This window comes from Chachezhania sediminis (assembly GCF_009765275.1).
In the GTDB taxonomy this organism is placed as follows: domain Bacteria; phylum Pseudomonadota; class Alphaproteobacteria; order Rhodobacterales; family Rhodobacteraceae; genus Chachezhania; species Chachezhania sediminis.
Map to the genome: position 1 here is coordinate 41478 of NZ_VOPH01000014.1, position 17651 is coordinate 59128.

Consider the following 17651-nt stretch of genomic DNA (forward strand, 5'->3'; position numbering starts at 1 on the left):
TGTCATCGGTCGCTTGTCCGGCGTCGTGCCCGGATCAGAACACGGCCTTCACGGCGGCAGCGGTCGCCGCGACGATCTTGTCGGCCTCGGTCTTGGTCAGGCAGAAGGGCGGCGCAAAGCCCAGGATGTCGCCCTGCGGCATGGCGCGGCCGATCACCTTACCCTCTGCCAGAAGGCTGGCCGACACCTGCGGGCCGATTTTCCTCGACGGGTCGAAGAACTTGCGATCCGCCCTGTCTTCCACGAATTCGACCGCGCACATCAGGCCTTCGCCCCGGATGTCGCCAACATTGGGGTGATCGCCCAGGGCGGCCTTCAGGCCGTCCCTAAGGTAAGGGCCGACCGCCTTCGCATTCGCGATCAGGTCCAGCCTGTCCAGCAGATCCAAGTTCGCGACCCCAGCGGCGGCCCCGATGGGATGGGCGGAATAGGTCCAGCCGTGGCCGATGGGGCCGTTTTCGTCCGTGCCCTGTTCCAGCACCTTCCACATCCTGTCGCCCACGATGGACCCCGACAGCGGCGCATAGGCCGAGGTCAGGCCCTTGGCGATGGTGATCAGGTCCGGTTCGATCCCGTAGTGATCCGACCCGAACATCGATCCCAGCCGGCCGAAGCCGGTCACGACCTCGTCGGCGACCAGCAGGATGTCGTGGCGGCGCAGCACCTCCTGGATCGCGGGCCAGTAGCCGGCGGGCGGCGGAACGATACCGCCCGTCCCCAATACCGGCTCGCCGATGAAAGCCGCGATGGTGTCGGCGCCTTCACGCTCAATCAGCGCCTCCAGCTCGGCCACGCAATGGGCGACGAACTGTTCTTCGGTCTGGTCCAGGTCGTCGCGGCGGAAAAAATCGGGTGCGATGGTATGCTTCACCTGCGTCAGCGGCAGGTCGAACTTCTTGTGGAACCCTTCCAGCCCGGTCAGCGAGCCGGTAACCAGCCCCGACCCGTGATAGCCGCGCCAGCGCGACAGGATCTTTTTCTTCTCGGGCCTGCCCAGGATGTTGTTGTAGTACCAGATCAGCTTGACGTTGGTTTCATTGGCATCCGACCCGCCCAGACCGAAATAGACCTTGGACATGCCCTTGGGCGCCCGGTCCAGCACCATCTTGGCCAGCCGGATCGAGGCTTCGGTCCCGTGGCCGACATAGGCGTGGTAATAGGCCAGTTCGCGGGCCTGCTCGGCAATGGCTTCGGCGATCTCGGTCCGGCCATAGCCCACGTTCACACAGTAAAGCCCCGCGAACCCGTCCAGCAGCCGGTTGCCATCCCGGTCCTCGATGAAGACACCTGACGCGGTCTTGATCACCCGGTTCGGGCTTTCACCGCGGGCATGCTGGGCCAGGTGAGTGGAGGGGTGAAAGAAGTTCTCGCGGTCCCAGGCGTCCAGCGTGTCGTTTCTCAGCATGTGCATTCCTTCCGGGGCATGTGGGGTCGGGGTCGTCGTTGCACGCGGCGCGCCCCCGGTTCGCGCGCATACTGGTCGAAACGCGGGGAAAGCGGGGCTGAACTTTGGCACCGGTGCAGAAGTTTCGACTGAAAAGCCCCAGCCCGACAGCTGTTTCCTCTGGCACCCGGTCAGCGCCGCAGCAGCAGGTCGAAGGGCGGCACGACATTGCCCTTCACGGGCTTGGTCACGACATAGGTGAAGTACCGCGCCAGCCCGATCCCGTCGGCCAGCATCCGGTCGATCAGGGTCTGATAGGCCTCGATATCCGGGGCCACGATCTGGATCAGGTAATCGAACCCGCCCCCCAGCGCCCAGCAGGCCACGACCTCGTCATAGCCCTGCATCGCCGCCTCGAACCCCTGCTGGCGGGCGGCGGTATGGTCACTGAGTTCGGCAGTGACGAAAACGGTGACGTGGGGGCCCAGCTTTCGCAGGTTGATCCGCGCGCCGTAGCCTTCGATCAGCCCCGCCTTTTCCAGCTTGCGAAGCCGGTCCCAGGCGGGCGTCGGCGACAGGCCGATCCGGTCGGCCAGCGCGGCCTTGGTGATCCGACCTTCGCGCGCGATGATCCGCAGGATCGCCAGATCCCGGTCGTCAAGAGACATCATACCGGAATCCGTCCGTTTCGCAGGTGGCCGCCATTGCGGGACAGAATGTAGATAGTCATGCTGTCCTCCAGCACCTTGCCGCAACTCTGCCGATGGCTTCTGAACTGCCGGCCGCCGGTCCTGGACAGCAAAATGCCGGAACCGGCCAAGAAACCGCAGCGCCGCCGGGTATAGTGCCCCCGATATGCGCTGTCGACGCCCCCCTGCCCGGCCTGCCCGGCGCGACGGCCGGCGCTGGCGCACCGGCAGGTCGCGCGGATGACATGTCGCGGGATGACAGGCGCATGGCAACCGCGGAAACTGTTCTGACCGGCAACAAGGCCCAGGCCGAGTCGCCCATCAGGGCTTCATCGAGGAATGACGGATTGGAACTTCTCGGACGGACCAAGGACATCCTGGGCGACCTGATCGCCTTTCCGACCGTGTCCCGCGACAGCAATCTGGAAATGATCGCCTATCTGGCGGAAAAGCTGGAAACGGCCGGCGCGCAGGTCGACATCCAGCTGGACCTGTCGGGCACCAAGGCGAACCTTTTTGCGACCGTGGGGCCGGATGCGCCGGGCGGGATTGTCCTGTCTGGGCACAGCGACGTGGTGCCCGTCGATGACCAGCCGTGGAGCTTCGATCCCTTCGCGATGACGGAACAGGACGGTCTGATCTATGGCCGGGGCAGTTGCGACATGAAGGGTTTCATCGCCGCCGCCACGGCGCTGGCCGACCGCTTTGCCGGGCTGGAGCTTCAGCGCCCGGTGCACTTCGCCTTTACCTATGACGAGGAGATCGGCTGTTTCGGCGCCCGCGCGCTGATGCAGCAACTGGAAAAACGCGAACATAAGCCGGCCATGGTCATCATCGGCGAACCGACCGAGATGCGGATCATCGAAGGCCACAAGGGCTGTTACGAATATTCGACCCACTTCCACGGATCGGAAGGCCATGGGTCCGCGCCGGAACTCGGCGTGAATGCCGTCGAGTATGCCGTGCGATATGCCGCACGGCTGCTGGAACTAAAGGACGACCTGCGCGGCCGGGCCGACCCGATGTCGCGCTTCAACCCGCCCTGGACGACAGTGAACCTGGGCGCGCTGACCGGCGGGTCGGCGCATAACGTGATCGCCAGCAAGGCCCGGATCGACTGGGAAATGCGCCCTGTACATTCGTCGGACGCGGATTTCGTGAAGGGTCAGCTGGAGGAATACTGCACCCGCCACCTGCTGCCGGCGATGCAGTCGGTCTATCCCGAGGCGGAGATCGTGACCGAGGTCATCGGCGAGATGGACGGGCTGGAAGTCGTGGACGAGAACGCGGCCCGCGACCTGGTGGCCAGCCTGACAGGGACCAATGATGCCGATGTGGTGGCCTTCGGGACCGAGGCCGGGATCTTCCAGAAATGCGGCATGAACGTGGTGGTTTGCGGGCCCGGATCGATCATGCAGGCCCACAAGGCGGACGAATTCCTGGCCGAAAGCCAGCTGGCCAGCTGCCTCGACATGCTGGAGAAGCTGGCCGACAAGCTGGACCGCCCGGCGCCCAGAAACTAACGCGCGCTCAGCGCTGCCGCCCGCGCCAGCTGGGCCGAGGCCGCGACACCGTCGATCAAGGTCAGCCCGGTGCGCGCGGCCAGTTCGTCCCGCAGGGGTGCCATGCCAGCACAACCCAGGATGATGCATTGGGCGTCGTCCTCCTGCCGGGCCGCACCGATCTCCTCGACCAGCTGGTCCAGCGTTTCGGGCGTCCCCTTCTCGATGGTCAGGACGGCCAGGCCGCTGGCCCGGACCGAGGCGCAGAGGCCGGAAAAGCCCTGCTTTTCGATGTTCCCTTCGATCACCGGCACCGACACGGGCAGCGAGGTCACGACGGAAAAACGCTGCCCCAGCAGCATCGCCGTGACATAGGAAGCCTGCCCGATGCCAAGAACGGGACAGGGACTGACCGCCCGCGCCTCGGCCAGGCCGGTATCGTCGAAGCAGGCGATGACCACGGCATCGGCGCCCTGCGACAGCGCCTTCGTCAGGCAGGCCAGCATGCCCGGCACGGAGGCATCACCGTCTTCCGGCCCTTCGATGGCGGGGGGACCGTCGGTATTGGTCAGGCCGACGATCTCTGCCTCGGGCAGGGCCTTGCGGGCGGCCTCGACAATGCCATCGGTCATGGAGACGGTGGCATTCGGGTTGATGTAGACGATCTTCATATGCCCCCCTTGCCTGCATCCGATCCCAGCCGCGTGCGGCGGCGGTTCATCACCCAGGCCACCAGCAGGAACACCCCGATGATGACCAGCGAAAACGCCGTCGTCAGCGTTCCCAGGGCATAGATCACCGGCGTCGTGACGTTGGTCGTCATCCCGAAGATTTCCAGCGGCAGGGTGTTGTAACTGCCCGCCGTCAGCAACGTCCGGGCAAATTCATCATAGGACAGCGTGAAGCCGAACAGCGCGACCCCGATCAGCGACGGCGCGATGATCGGCAAGACCACATGGCGCAGCGTCTGCCAGGCGGTGGCGCCCTGGTCGCGAGCCGCTTCCTCGTAGCTTTTGTCGAAGCGGTTGAAGACCGCGAACATGATCAGCAGGCCGAAGGGCAGCGTCCAGGTCAGCTGCGCGCCGAAGCCCGAGGTCGCCCAGTGGATCTTGAACCCCAGCTGGTTGAAGATCAGGCCCACGCCCAGCGAAATCAGGATCGACGGGATCACCAGCGAGGTGATGGCCAGGTAGAACAGGACTGCCGACCCGGCGAAGCGCTTGCGGAAGGCCAGCCCCGCCATGACGGACACGACGACGGTAGTGACCATGACCATGAGACCAAGGGCAAAGCTGCGGCGGAAGGCGCCCCAGATGTCGCCGACGGCCTGTTCCTGGAAGAGGTCCTTGAACCAGTGGACCGACACGCCGTTCATCGGGAAGGTCAGCCCCCCCTGCGGCCCCTGGAAAGACAGGATGCCGATGGTCAGTGTGGGGCCGTAAAGGAAGATCAGGAACAGCGTGAAAAAGGCGGCGAGGACATAGAAGCCCTTGGAACGTCTTTCCATCTTACAGCTCCTTCCGGATGTTCACGAAGCGCAGCAGGATCGCGATCACGATCAGCACGGTGCACAGCAGCACAACGGCGGTGGCCGCGGCAGACGGGTATTGCAGCAGGCCGATGTCGTTCGAAATCAGGCGCCCGACATTGGCGCGCTGGGACCCGGACATGAACCGAACGGTGATGAAGTCGCCCATCACCAGAGTCACCACGAAGATCGTGCCGATCATGATGCCGGGCTTGGTCAGCGGGATGATCACGTGGACCAGCGTCTGAAATCCCGACGCTCCGTTGTCCCGCGCCGCTTCCAGCAGCGACTTGTCGATCCGCATCATGGTGTTGAAGATCGGAACCACCATGAAGAGCGTGTACAGGTGGACAAAGGCCAGGATGACCGAGAAGTCGGAATAAAGCAGCCATTCCAGCGGCTGGTCGATCACGCCCCAGCTGATCAGCGTCTGATTGGCGATTCCGTTCCGGCCCAGGAACGGGATCCACGAAATCATCCGGATGATGTTCGAGGTCCAGAAGGGGATCGTGCACAGCAGGAACAGCGCGATCTGCATCGTCTGGGTGCGCACGTGGAAGGCCAGGAAATAGGCCACCGTAAAGCCGATGACCAACGTGAAGAACCACGATATCGCGGCATATTTGAAGGTCGCCAGGAAGACGCGGCGTACCACTTCGGACCCGAAGAGGTATTCGTAATTGTCGAACTGGAACGCGGGATAGATCGAAAATTCCGTGGCGCCCCAGAAGCTGACGATCACGATCATGACGATCGGCGCCACCAGGAAGCACAGCAGGACGGCGGTCAGCGGAATGGCTTCCAGCCAGCCCAGGATGTGGCGGTTTCGGATCTGCATGGGGCGTCCCGGTCAAGGAAGGGAGGCCGGGCGCAGCGCACGCCCGGCCCGTTGCATCAGGCTGCGATGAACTCGTTCCACTTGCGGACCATGTACTGGTTCTGGTCCATGACCGAGTTCCAGCAGGCCACGCGGCCCATCCGTTCGTAGAAGTCGCCGCCATCGCGGGTGTCGCCCGCTTCGGCCAGCTGGTCGCCGAAGGGCGAATTGATGACGTCGGTCGCGGGCTTGCCTTCGAACCAGTAGCCCCATTCGTTTTCGGACATGTAGTCCTTGGACGTTTCCGGCACGGCCGAATAATAGCCCTGGCGCATCAGGAAGCCGCCGACCCAGCCGGACAGATACCAGTTGATGTAGTCATAGGCGGCATCCAGCTCCATCCCGGTCAGGGACTTGGACAGGCCCAGACCGCCGCCCCAGCTGCGATAGCCTTCCTTCAGCGGCTGGTAGACGCAGGGAATGCCGCGCGACTTGACCGCGGTGATGGCGGGCGACCACATCGACTGGATCACCACCTCGCCCGACGCCATCAGGTTCACGCTTTCGTCGAACGACTTCCAGAAGGCGCGGAACTGGCCGTTCTTCTTGGCTTCCATGAAGATACCGATGGTCTTGTCGATCTCTTCCTTGGTCATGTTGCCCTTGTCGCCGTATTGGATCTCGCCCATCGCCTCGCAGACCATGGCCATGTCCATGATCCCGATGGACGAGATGTCGAGAATCGACGCCTTGCCCTTGAATTCCGGGTTCAAGAGTTCTGCCCAGCTGTCGATCGGACGGCCGATCAGGTCCGGGCGAATGCCCAGCGTGTCGGCATTGTAGATCGTGGGGATGAGGGTCATCCAGTTGGTTTCTTCGGTGGCGAAGGTCTTGGCGCCCGGCTCTTCGATGAAGCCCACGGTGTGGGGCGCGGTGCCCTGCGCGATATCCGTTTCCGGCGTCAGCTTGCCGGATTTGAAGATGCCGACGATCTTGTCGTAGTTTTGGATTTTCGAGACATCCATCGCCTGCAGGTTGCCAGTCGGCCAGACCTTCTTGCAGATCCAGTATTCGATATCGGCGATGTCGAAGCTGTCGGGCTGGGTTGCGGCGCGCTGGGTGACGCTGTCGCTGTCCAGCGCGGTCATTTCCAACGTGATACCCAGGTCTTCCTTCACCTTGGTGCCGACCTCGTTCAGGTTCGACACGCCGGTGCCGAACTGGCGCAGCACGATCGACTTGGTGTCCTGCGCCCAAAGCATAGGCGCGGGAAAGGCGGTGGCCGCTGCGGCTGCACCGCCAGCCTTCAGCAGGCTGCGGCGGGAATATCCGACCTTGGGTTTGGCCATTGGTTCAATCCTCTCTGTTGAATTCGTTTTTTTCGTGGTCTTGCGGCTGGGCGTCACGCCTGAAGGCGGTGAAGCCGTGCCTCGTCCCAGCTCAGCCTGACGGCCTCGCCCGGGGATTTCGGGGCGGCAAAGAACTGGTCTTCCGGCAGCAGCGCCAGAACCTCGTCCCCCGCCTGGGTCCGGGTCGTGACCGCGACGGACGCACCCTGATATTCGACCGCGACGATGGTGGCCTCCAACCCTTCGGACGTGATCCGGACCGCATCGGCGCGCACCGTGGCCTTGCCATCGGCCAGCGCAATGACGTTGTGGCCGCCGATGAAGCGGGCGACAAATTCCGTCCGGGGCGCGCCCCAGACCTCTCGGGCCGGGCCTGCCTGTTCGATGACGGCGTTGTTCATGACGACGATCTCGTCCGCCAGCGCCAGCGCCTCGTCCTGGCCGTGGGTCACGTGGATGAAGGTGATCCCCAGTTCGCGCTGCAGCTTCTTCAGCTCCGACCGCATCCGGATCCGCAGGAACGGATCCAGCGCCGACAGCGGTTCGTCCAGCAGCAGCACCTTGGGTTCCGTCACCAACGCGCGCGCCAGCGCCACCCGCTGTTGCTGCCCGCCCGACAGTTGTGCAGGAAGGCGGTCTGCCAGGTGGATCATGTCCACCAGTTCCAGCAACTCGTTCGCGCGGGCATGGCGTTTCACCTTGTCCACACCCTTCATCCGAAGCGAAAAGGCGACGTTGTCCCGGACGGACAAGTGCGGGAACAAGGCATAGTTCTGGAACATCATCGCCGTGCCGCGCTGCGCCGGCGGCAGCCAGGACACGTCGTGCCCGTCCAGCAGAATGGAGCCGTCGCTGACCTCCTCGTGCCCTGCGATCATCCGCAGGGTCGACGATTTCCCGCAGCCCGAAGGCCCCAGAAAACAGACATAACTGCCGGGCGAAAAGACGTGGTTCAGATCCTGCACTGCGACGGTGTCGCCATAGCGCTTGGTCAGGTGAACCAGTTCTAGATCGTATCCTGTGCGCATCGTCCCTCGCCCTGCCGGTTCGGGACACCGTGATGCGAAGAATTGCGTCCGGGGCAGGATTTTCCGCACTGGTTGTGCCCCCAGACCCGATTTGCGCAAAAAATGAACAGATGGGACAATCTCGTGAACATTTTCTGCAGCAATATTGTATACAATATCCTGAACAATCTGACCGAACCGGCCGGTCTTGTTCATTCCGCACCGAATCGCGACAACGGGGCGACAGGATCCGTGAAGTTGGTACCCCGAACGATGACCGTGACCGAACCCAAGCCCTGGACTGCAGAAACCGTTGCCGCGGATCTGGAACGGGCGGTGCATGAACACCGACTGCCGCCGGGGACGAAACTGGGCGAAGACGAACTGGCCGAAGTCTATGGCATCAGCCGCACCATCGTCCGCGCCGCGCTTCTGGCGCTGTCCCACCGCCATCTGGTCGACCTGAAGCGCAACCGCGGCGCCTTCGTGGCCCAGCCCTCGGTCCGCGAGGCGCGCGAAGTGTTCGAGGCGCGCGCCCTGCTGGAACCCCGCACCGCGCGGTCGGCGGCGGAACGGATGACCGAGGACGACCTGTCCGTCCTGCGGTCCAACATCGAACAGGAACACATCGCTCTGGACAGCGGCGAGAACGGCCGCGCCCTGTTCCTGTCCGGCCAGTTTCACCTGGAAATCGCGCGGATCGCCGACCAGTCGACGGTCGAAGGCTTCATCTCGGAACTGATCTCGCGCTCATCGCTGATCATCGCGCTCTATTGGCGGCGGCGTTCCGCCCTGTGCGAAACGCAAGCGCACCACGCGCTTCTGGATGCCTTCGCCACCCGCGACGGAGAGCTGGCGGAACAGCTGATGAAGAGCCACCTGCTTGACCTGCTGGCCTCGCTCGACCTGCGCAACGTCTCGCAACCACCCGCGTCCCTGCGCGAGGCGCTGAACTCCTGAAAACAGGTTCAGCCGGATGTAACGGTTTGCTGTGGGTTTCACGGCCCTGGCCGGCCGCTGATGCGCGGGAAAGAACGGAAACCGCAGTTTCGTTCGCTTGCCGGAGCGTCGCAAGCAGCGGACAGAGGTAAAGCGTTGCCAGCGCCCCCTGCCCTGTTCAGACATCATACTCAGAATCGCCAGCGTCAGTAACGCGAAATGATTCCCGCAGGACGCCCCTGCAGTCCTTTCCGTTACTGATCGTGATGCGTGAAGACCTCCTTCAGGGATGGAACCACCGAATTCATCTCCTGTTTCCCGTTACTCGACCCCGGACGGTCGATTTTTCCACAACACCCTCCGCTCGTGTCCGAAACGGTGTTGTGGGCAAGTTGTGAATAACTTTATTCTTTTATTACAATTCACTACAAATGGCACCTCATCTCCGACAGGGGCAGTCGCCGTACAAAATGCGAACAATCGGGCCCCCTGCCCTCTGAACCGGCAAAAGAATTTTCCTTGAGATTCGAAGGATCAAGCGCCATAGCTGTAACGCGAAAACAACAAAGTTTCCGGGCGCCACGTTTCTGATCGACCAGGCAAGCGATCATGGGCGGTAACGCGACAAGGAATGATCGAGACAGGCAAAGCGTAATGCACCCAGTTCTGCACGACAAGCTCAGGGCAGATGCCGACCGGCTGTCCGAAGCGCTTGAGCATATGTCCAAACTGTTCCTTGCCCCCAAGGAAGAGAAGACACTGCGCGCATTCTCCACCGCCGAGGTAGCGGAACTGCTGCGCGTCTCGGACGGATATCTGCGCAAGGCGCATTTCGACGGCCGCATCCCCGACGTTGCACAGGGCCCCGGGAACAAGCGGCTGTACCAGGCCGAGGACATCCTGAACATTCGCCAGATCCTGGCCCAGACGGCCAAGGATCCGTTTCAGTTCCTGCCCGGCCGGCGCGACGGCGACAAACTTCAGATCTGGTCGACGGTGAACTTCAAGGGCGGATCGTCCAAGACGACCACCACCGCGACGCTGGGGATGCGGCTGGCGCTGCGCGGCTATCGCGTGTGCCTGATCGACGCCGACCCACAGGCCTCGCTGACCACGTTTTTCGGCTATCAGCCGGAACTGGATTTCCGGCACGGCGGAACGCTCTATGACGCGATCCGGTACAATGACGGCGACCAGACGCGGGTGCCGATCACGGATGTCCTGCGCAAGACCTATTTCCCGAATCTCGACCTGGTGCCTGGCGGGATCATGCTGTCGGAATACGAGACGGAAACCCCAACCGCCCTGTCCCGGGGCGAACAGCCGGTGTTCTTCAACCGGATCCGCGACAGCCTGCGGCAGGTCGACGACGACTATGACATCGTCCTGATCGATTGCCCGCCGCAGCTGGGCTATATCACCATGTCGGCGGTCTGCGCCTCGACCTCGCTTCTGATGACGATCATCCCGGAACGGGTCGATCTGGCCTCCGCCAGCCAGTTCCTGACCATGGCCTCCGGCGTGCTGGAGGTTTTGCATTCCAACGGCGGGATCGGCGCCTACGACAACTTCGCCTATCTGCTGACCCGCTTCGACACCGCGATCAGCACCCAGCAGGATCTGGCGGAATGGATCCGGCAGTTGCTGGGCGACAGCGTGATCGCCACGCCCTTCGTCAAGTCGTCCGCCGTCAGCGAGGCCGGCCTGTCGCAGCGCACCATTGTCGAGGTCGACCTGACCGGTGCCAAGAACCGCAAGACATATGAACGCGCGCTGGAATCCGTCATGGGCTTTTCCAACGACATCGAAACCATGATCCAGGCGGCCTGGGGCCGCGGCGGAGGTGACAATGAAACGTGATCTCCTGGCGAAAAGCCTGGCCCAGATGGGCACCAAGACGCCCGAAGCCCCGCGGGCGGAGCCGGAGGCCTCTGCCCCCGAAAGTGTGCCGCGGTCGCTGAAAAGCATGTCGGACGTGCTGTCCCAGGTTTCGGCCCAATCGGCGCAGGATGTCGACGTAGCCGAGATCGCGGATTCCGACATTGCCGACCGGTTCGACATCACCGACGGGCTGGACGACCTGATCGAGTCCATCCGGACCTCGGGCCAGCAACTGCCCGCCCTGCTGCGTTATCGCCGCGGGGCCGGTCCCCGGTACGAGGTCGTCTATGGCCGCCGCCGGATCGCGGCGTGCCGGGCGCTTGGCATCAAAGTCAAGGCCTACATCAAGGAAATGGACCAGCGCGAGGCGCTGGTTTCGCAAGCGCTGGAAAACTCGGCCCGGCTGGAACGCAGCTTCATCGAACAGGCAGTCTTTGCCGTGAAGCTGGAGGAACAGGGCTTTTCCCGGGTCGAGATCGGAGAGGTTCTGGCGGTCGACAAGGGCACGCTAAGCAAGCTGATCGGCGTGGCGCGGGATGTGCCCGATACGGTGGTCTACCGGATCGGCGCGGCCCATGACGCCGGCCGACGGCCCTGGCTGGAACTGCGCCGGCTGGTGAAGCTGGACAGTGCGCCCCGCGCCATCGAGATCGAGGAACTGATCCCCGCCACCGGCACTCCGGCCGAGAAACTTACGCAGCTGATCAAGGCCCTGCAGCGGATCGAACTGCGCGGGACTGTCCCGCCGCCCACGCCCGCCCCTGCCCCGACCCGGAAAGGTTCCGGCGCGCCGGTCCTGGCGAAGGCGCGTGGCAAGAAGCTGACGATCGAGGTTGCGGCCGCCGATGAACAGGGCTTCATCAGCTTCGTCGAAGAAAACCTGGACCGCCTGTACGCGGACTGGAAGAAGCGCGGTCAGTGATAGGGATCACAGCCTAACGCATTGAAAATACTTGGTTGGCCATGGCCAACCGGGATAACCCCGAGGCAGAACAGAGCAGCAAGGAGGCAGACAGCAGCGCAAAAAGAAACCCCCCGAAGGCGGTGAAGCACTCCGAAGGGTTCCGATTTACTAGCAATCTATTGGTATCCCCAAACCAGAATCACTGCAACACCGATTTCGGTGAACGGTCTACTTTTGCCGTCTGAAATCTGATGAACCAACAACAGGTCACGGCGCATGACGCCGAGGCGCAGGATATCTGTGCCCACTCGCAAGCCCATGCTTTCGCGGGACTGGGGGCTATTGCGGATCAGCCGCATTTCGCGCCCATCACCAGGCGCGCCCTGATGGCAGCGGTCAACACTGTGGCACGGGATCTGGGACTGCGGGCCTCATCGGTCATGGTGATCGATGCGCTGCTCAGCTGCCTGCCCTGCCGCGATCCCAAGACAGGCGCAGACCGGCCGATCACGCCTCGCTGCCTGCTGACCGTTTTCGCAGCGAACGACACCCTGAGCTTTCGTGCCAAGGGCCTGACCGACCGCCAGCTCCGCCGCCATTTCGAGCGGCTGGAGGAAATCGGCCTGATCCGCCGCCGCGACAGCGCGAATGGCAAGCGCTTTGCCGTGAAGAAGGCAGGCCGCATCATCGGAGCCTTCGGAATCGACCTGTCCCCCCTTCTGGCCCGCTCTGCCGAATTGACGGAACTCGCCGATCGGCGTCGGGAAGAAGCCGAGGAACTGCGCGGGCTGAAAGCCATGGTCCGCAAGATGCGCCTGAGTTGCCTGGGCCGCGATCTGTCCGGCGATGCCATAGACTTTCTTGACCACACCGCGAAGGTGATCCGCCGAACCTCCACGTCACTGACCGAAGTGCGGACCATCCTGGCCCACCTGACCGACCTGTTGGTTGACCACGGCCCAACGGTTTCGCAACAGGTCGAGGTCGAAAGCGCCCCTACGCAATCAGTCAAAACGACCGCCACCGACAGACAGGATGTCCGGCACAAAGAGCCAATCAAAACATATCCCAAAAAAGCGACCCGCAGCGATGCCACCATTTCGTGGAGCCAACTGACGACCCTCTCCGATTTCTATCCCAAACAACCAACCACGATATCCGAGGCCGTTCGGATCGTTCACGACTTCGGCCAGATGCTGGGGATGAGGACAGAGCTATTGTCTGAAGCCATTGGTCGGCTTGGATGGATGGAAACGCTGCAAATCCAGGATCGCATAGCAGGACGCATCGAAAAAATCAGTCATCCGGAAGGATACCTAAGGCACATCCTTGAAAGGCATACTGTCAGTGCGAGCAGCATTCCGTTTACCTCGTGACCGATCATAGACTCATGAAGTTGGCCATGGCCAACTTTGACCCGACAATCGGCTGTTCTTGTCACCGTGAAGCAGACAGGCCCCAACCGACCGAACCACGGAATTTCGTTTATTTCGTTTATACGCATCACGGATCCAATTTGGCCGAAACAGCATCATCCACCGTAAGATGACAAACTACTGTCGCATCCACCCTGTAGACCCCTGCAATGGACAAGAAATCGCATACCCGCACCCGGCTTATGAATGCCGCGGAAAAAATCATCTGCGACGCGGAAGGATCCCCCGACATCTCGGTCCGCAGAATCGCGGCCGCCGCGGGGACCAATGTCGCCTCGGTCTCGTATCACTTTGGATCGCTGGAGGAATTGGCCGTGGCCACCGCGCAGCGGGTCTATGACCGGCTGAACAGCGAAAGGTTGACCGAGCTGCAACGCTGCATCGACCGGGCCGCCCCCGCATCGCCGAGCGTCGGCGCTATCGTCAGGGCGCTGATCGGAACCTCGCTGCGGTGGAGCATGGACCCGGAGAGTCCCTATGCCGTACTGCAATACATGAACCGGCTGGCGACCTTTTCCGAACATCCCGAGCATTTCGACCCGCTGATCAACGGCGTGAAGCCACATCGGATCTTTGCCGAATACCTTCGTCGCGCGGCGCCGTGGTTCACCGAAGAAGAGATCGCCTGGCGTCTGGCCGCGGCCCTTGGGGTCCGGTCGCAATTCACCCGCCATGCCCCGCGATGCGAGGTGCTGACCGGCCGTCCGCTGAAAGGCGACGCAGAACCCGTGATCGCGGAACTTTGTGAAATCATCGAACCGATGTTTGCCCAGCCCGCGCGCCGGGCACGTCCGGTTCAGCGGCGTGTTTCGCTGGCCCCGTCAAACGCCGTTTGAGGACCGTCATTTAAGGGACACCGACTCGGCCTAGACCGCCATCCAACCTGCAGGACACGGATGGCCCCACATGACTGAAATCGCGATCAGCCAGTTGCGCAAGGAATTCGCCGGAACCGCCGCGGTCGAAGCGGTGGACCTGTCCATCAGATCCGGCGAATTCCTGGTGATCCTGGGCCCGTCGGGATGCGGCAAGTCCACGTTGCTGCGCCTGATCGCAGGACTGGAAGATGCGACCGGCGGTCGGATCCAGATCGGGGGGACCGTGGTCAACGACCTTGAACCGGGTCGGCGCGGCTGTGCCATGGTGTTCCAGAACTACTCGCTTTACCCGCACATGTCGGTTGCCGCGAATATCGGCTACGCACTGAAGGTCGCGGGCGTCCGCCGCGCCGAACGGCAGGGCAGGGTGGAAGACGTTGCCCGCCTGCTGGAACTGGACCACCTGCTGGACCGCAAACCGGGGCAACTGTCCGGCGGTCAGCGGCAACGGGTGGCCATGGGCCGGGCGATGGTGCGGAACCCACAGGTCTTCCTATTCGACGAACCGCTGTCGAACCTGGACGCGAAGCTGCGGGCCAGCATGCGGGTCGAGATCAAGCGCCTGCATCGCCGGCTGGGCACGACGTCCGTCTTCGTCACGCACGACCAGCTGGAAGCCATGACCATGGCCGACCGGATGGTGTTGATGAACAAGGGCCGGATCGAGCAGGTGGGCACGCCGCAGGATCTGTTCCGCCGCCCGGCCAGCGTCTTTGTCGCGGGCTTCATCGGTACGCCTGCCATGAACCTTGTGCCCGGCCGGATCGTTTCGGACGGCACGCTGGTCGCCGATGGCGGCTGGCGCCTTGGCGGTCGCTGGCCGCTGAACCCGCATACGCCGGTCACGGTCGGCATGCGCCCCGGCGCGCTTCGCCTGACGGCCGCGCCCGCCGACGGACCGGTCTTCCGCGCTGACCTGTGCGAGGATCTGGGATCGGAACTGCACCTGCACGCCACCTCCGCCGAGCTGGACCTGGTCGTGGCGCTGCCGGTCGATGCGCGGCCGCCGTCGGGCCCCTTCGGCCTGACCGTCGAGCCCGAGGACCTTCACCTTTTCCATGGCGAGACCGGCCAGCGCGTCGATCCACTGCCCGCACTTCAAGGAGATACCGCATGGCAGATGCAACCTTCGTTCACCTGACCGACCTTCACTTCGGCGAGGCGGATGACCCGCACCTCCATTCGGACACCGAAGCCACGATGGCGGCGATCCTGGCCGAAGTGCACCGGATCGACCCCAAGCCGGATTTCGTGATCGCGTCCGGGGATCTGGCCAATGCAGGGGATGCGGCCAGCTATCGCAAGTTGGCGAAGGCGCTGGAAAGCCTGGAGATGCCGATCGTCTATGCCATCGGCAATCACGACACCCGCGAAGGGTTCTATGAGGGTATGCTGGGGCAGGGGCCCGGCAACAACGCGACCTACGACCACGACACGGTGATCGCGGGAATCCATATCATCACGCTGGACAGCACAACGCCGGGCGCCATCGGCGGAGCGCTGGAACCGCACCAGTTCGACTGGCTGGCGGCGCGGCTGATGGATCACGCCGATCTGCCGAAGCTGATCGTCGTTCACCACCCGCCCATGCTGGGCGATGAAGAGGATGAGGCATTCTGGCGTGGAATCCGAATTGCTGACAGTCTACAGCTTCGGGGCATGCTGAAGGGCCACGATATCCGCGGCATCCTGTCCGGGCACATCCACCACGACCGCTTTTCCGTATGGCACGGCATTCCGGTGATCGTCGGCATCGGCCAGCACGCGGCCACCGACATCCTGGCCACCGACCGGCTGCGCATGGTGCGCGGCGCCGGCTTCGGCATCGGTACGCTGCGGTCCTCCGGCCTGACCATGCAGCTGGTGCCGCTGGCGTCGGACCGGGCGGAACTGAACGTCTATCCGCTGGAGATGCTGCGCGAACGCGCCGCCGCGAACGAAGAGGCGGCCTATGCCGCCCAAACCGAAACTGCCTGAGACATTCCCCCGAAAGGATCCAACGATGCTTCGCAGAACCTTCCTGGCGACCGGTGTCGCCGCGGTAGCGCTGACCGCGCTGGCGCCCGCGCTCCGCGCTGAGATGGCGGCCGGGATCACCGCGCCGGTGACCATCAGCTTCTATTCCTACAACCTTGCCTCGGCCGGTCTGAACAACGACACGACCATGGGCCTGATCAACGACTTCATGGCGGAAAACCCGCTGATCAAGGTCGAACCCATCGGTGCGCCATCGAACGAGATCCTGAGCCGCGTACAGGCCGACATCGTGGCAGGGCAGGAGCCCGACCTGGCACAGCTGGTCTTTCGCGACCTGATCTATGCCGCCGACGATCTGGGGGCCGAGGCGCTGGAAGATCTGGCCGGAGACGAGCTGGCGGCCCACGCCGAAGGCATGGTGCCCAGCGGTCTGGACCTGGGCAGGGTCGACGGCAAGACCTATGGGCTGGCCTATACCTTCTCGACCCCGGTGATGTTCATCAATGCCGACATCTTCCGCGAAGCCGGGCTGGACCCGAAGAACCCGCCGAAAACCTGGGCCGAGGTCAAGGAAGCGGGCATGGCGATCCAGCAGAAGACCGACAAGTACGGCTTCTTTCCCGGCGCTTTCGGTCCCATCGACGGGACCTTCGTCTATCAGTCCATCGTGATGTCGAACGGCGGCATTGTCCGCGAAGGCAACACGCTGACCTTCGCCGATCAGCCCGCGGCCGATGCCGTGGCGATGCTGCGCGACCTGCGCGACAGCGGCGCCTATGCGGAAATCGACCCGGCGTCCCACATGGACACTTTCGCCGCCGGCAAGCTGGGCATGTTCCTGTTCACCTCGGCCGTGCAGAACCGCTTCATCAAGGCCGCCGACGGCAAGTTCGAGCTTGAAGTCGCCGCCATGCCGTCCTTCGGCGACAAACCGACCGCGCCCACCAATTCCGGTTCCGCCCTGTTCCTGCTGTCCAAGGATCCGGTCAAGCAGCGCGCGGCGTGGGAACTGATGAAGTTCCTGACGTCCAAGCACGCTTATACACAGATCACGTCCAAGATCGGCTACCTGCCGCTGCGGCTCGATATCGTTGACGATCCCCAGTACCTGAAGCCCTGGGTCGATGCGCATCCGATGATCCAGCCGAACCTGGAACAGCTGACCCGTCTGACGCCGAACATGGCTTTCGCCGGCCCGAACTATCGCCAGGTGGAAAACATGATGAAGGACGCCGCGACCGAGGCCGTTCTGGGCGACGAAGACCCCTACGAGGTGCTGCGCCGTGCCCAGGTCCAGGCCCAGGCCCTGATGCCGGCCGACGGCTGATGCCCCTTCGCGCGGTCCCTTCGCGGGGGCCGC

General features: G+C 63.3%; 16 protein-coding genes. 9 read left to right on the top strand and 7 right to left on the bottom strand.

Features of this window, described 5'->3' with window-relative positions; genetic code table 11:
• Positions 1 to 34 precede the first annotated feature (34 nt).
• A complete protein-coding gene (locus FQK05_RS23460; RefSeq protein ID WP_158971555.1) occupies positions 35 to 1405 on the bottom strand; it encodes an aspartate aminotransferase family protein in 1371 nt (456 codons plus the stop codon).
• Positions 1406 to 1575: 170 nt separating this feature from the next.
• Complete coding sequence (locus FQK05_RS23465) at positions 1576 to 2052, bottom strand: Lrp/AsnC family transcriptional regulator (RefSeq protein WP_158971663.1); 477 nt, start codon at positions 2050 to 2052, stop codon at positions 1576 to 1578.
• Positions 2053 to 2420: 368 nt separating this feature from the next.
• On the opposite strand from FQK05_RS23465, the gene argE reads away from it, so the two are divergent.
• Positions 2421 to 3596 carry an acetylornithine deacetylase gene (argE, locus tag FQK05_RS23470; protein ID WP_233270652.1) on the top strand — a complete coding sequence of 392 codons (1176 nt, stop codon included), beginning with the start codon at positions 2421 to 2423 and terminating at the stop codon, positions 3594 to 3596.
• Here argE and FQK05_RS23475 read toward each other — a convergent pair.
• The 5 genes from FQK05_RS23475 to FQK05_RS23495 are packed head-to-tail and all read right to left on the bottom strand — an operon-like array spanning position 3593 to position 8297.
• The gene (locus FQK05_RS23475; RefSeq protein ID WP_158971559.1) at positions 3593 to 4246 is read right to left on the bottom strand and encodes an aspartate/glutamate racemase family protein; all 654 of its coding nucleotides are present in this window, start codon (positions 4244 to 4246) and stop codon (positions 3593 to 3595) included. The two genes, argE and FQK05_RS23475, sit on opposite strands and share 4 nt — an antisense overlap.
• A complete protein-coding gene (locus FQK05_RS23480) occupies positions 4243 to 5082 on the bottom strand; it encodes an ABC transporter permease (RefSeq protein WP_158971561.1) in 840 nt (279 codons plus the stop codon). The genes FQK05_RS23475 and FQK05_RS23480 overlap by 4 nt, the downstream gene beginning before the upstream one ends.
• A gap of 1 nt (position 5083) precedes the next feature.
• Positions 5084 to 5941, bottom strand: coding sequence for an ABC transporter permease (locus FQK05_RS23485; protein WP_158971563.1), 858 nt, complete (start codon positions 5939 to 5941; stop codon positions 5084 to 5086).
• A 56-nt stretch (positions 5942 to 5997) separates the two neighbouring features.
• A complete protein-coding gene (locus tag FQK05_RS23490; protein ID WP_158971565.1) occupies positions 5998 to 7269 on the bottom strand; it encodes an ABC transporter substrate-binding protein in 1272 nt (423 codons plus the stop codon).
• 53 nt (positions 7270 to 7322) lie between these two features.
• Positions 7323 to 8297 (bottom strand): ABC transporter ATP-binding protein, encoded by a 975-nt coding sequence (locus FQK05_RS23495; RefSeq protein ID WP_158971567.1) that lies wholly within the window; start codon positions 8295 to 8297, stop codon positions 7323 to 7325.
• 252 nt (positions 8298 to 8549) lie between these two features.
• Between FQK05_RS23495 and FQK05_RS23500 the strand changes: the two genes are divergently transcribed.
• From FQK05_RS23500 to FQK05_RS23535, 8 genes are all read left to right on the top strand, one after another.
• The gene (locus FQK05_RS23500; protein WP_158971665.1) at positions 8550 to 9236 is read left to right on the top strand and encodes a GntR family transcriptional regulator; all 687 of its coding nucleotides are present in this window, start codon (positions 8550 to 8552) and stop codon (positions 9234 to 9236) included.
• A 633-nt stretch (positions 9237 to 9869) separates the two neighbouring features.
• Complete coding sequence (gene repA / locus FQK05_RS23505; protein WP_199252757.1) at positions 9870 to 11075, top strand: plasmid partitioning protein RepA; 1206 nt, start codon at positions 9870 to 9872, stop codon at positions 11073 to 11075.
• Positions 11065 to 12018 (top strand): plasmid partitioning protein RepB, encoded by a 954-nt coding sequence (repB, locus tag FQK05_RS23510; RefSeq protein WP_158971571.1) that lies wholly within the window; start codon positions 11065 to 11067, stop codon positions 12016 to 12018. The genes repA and repB overlap by 11 nt, the downstream gene beginning before the upstream one ends.
• 233 nt (positions 12019 to 12251) lie before the next feature.
• Entirely contained in the window at positions 12252 to 13376 is a 1125-nt protein-coding gene (locus FQK05_RS23515) for a helix-turn-helix domain-containing protein (protein ID WP_158971573.1), read from the top strand.
• 209 nt (positions 13377 to 13585) lie between these two features.
• Positions 13586 to 14272 carry a TetR/AcrR family transcriptional regulator gene (locus tag FQK05_RS23520; protein ID WP_158971575.1) on the top strand — a complete coding sequence of 229 codons (687 nt, stop codon included), beginning with the start codon at positions 13586 to 13588 and terminating at the stop codon, positions 14270 to 14272.
• A gap of 70 nt (positions 14273 to 14342) precedes the next feature.
• A complete protein-coding gene (locus FQK05_RS23525; RefSeq protein ID WP_158971577.1) occupies positions 14343 to 15455 on the top strand; it encodes an ABC transporter ATP-binding protein in 1113 nt (370 codons plus the stop codon).
• The gene (locus FQK05_RS23530; protein ID WP_158971579.1) at positions 15428 to 16291 is read left to right on the top strand and encodes a metallophosphoesterase; all 864 of its coding nucleotides are present in this window, start codon (positions 15428 to 15430) and stop codon (positions 16289 to 16291) included. The genes FQK05_RS23525 and FQK05_RS23530 overlap by 28 nt, the downstream gene beginning before the upstream one ends.
• Positions 16292 to 16316: 25 nt before the next feature.
• The gene (locus tag FQK05_RS23535) at positions 16317 to 17618 is read left to right on the top strand and encodes an ABC transporter substrate-binding protein (RefSeq protein WP_158971581.1); all 1302 of its coding nucleotides are present in this window, start codon (positions 16317 to 16319) and stop codon (positions 17616 to 17618) included.
• The last annotated feature ends 33 nt before the right edge of the window (positions 17619 to 17651 follow it).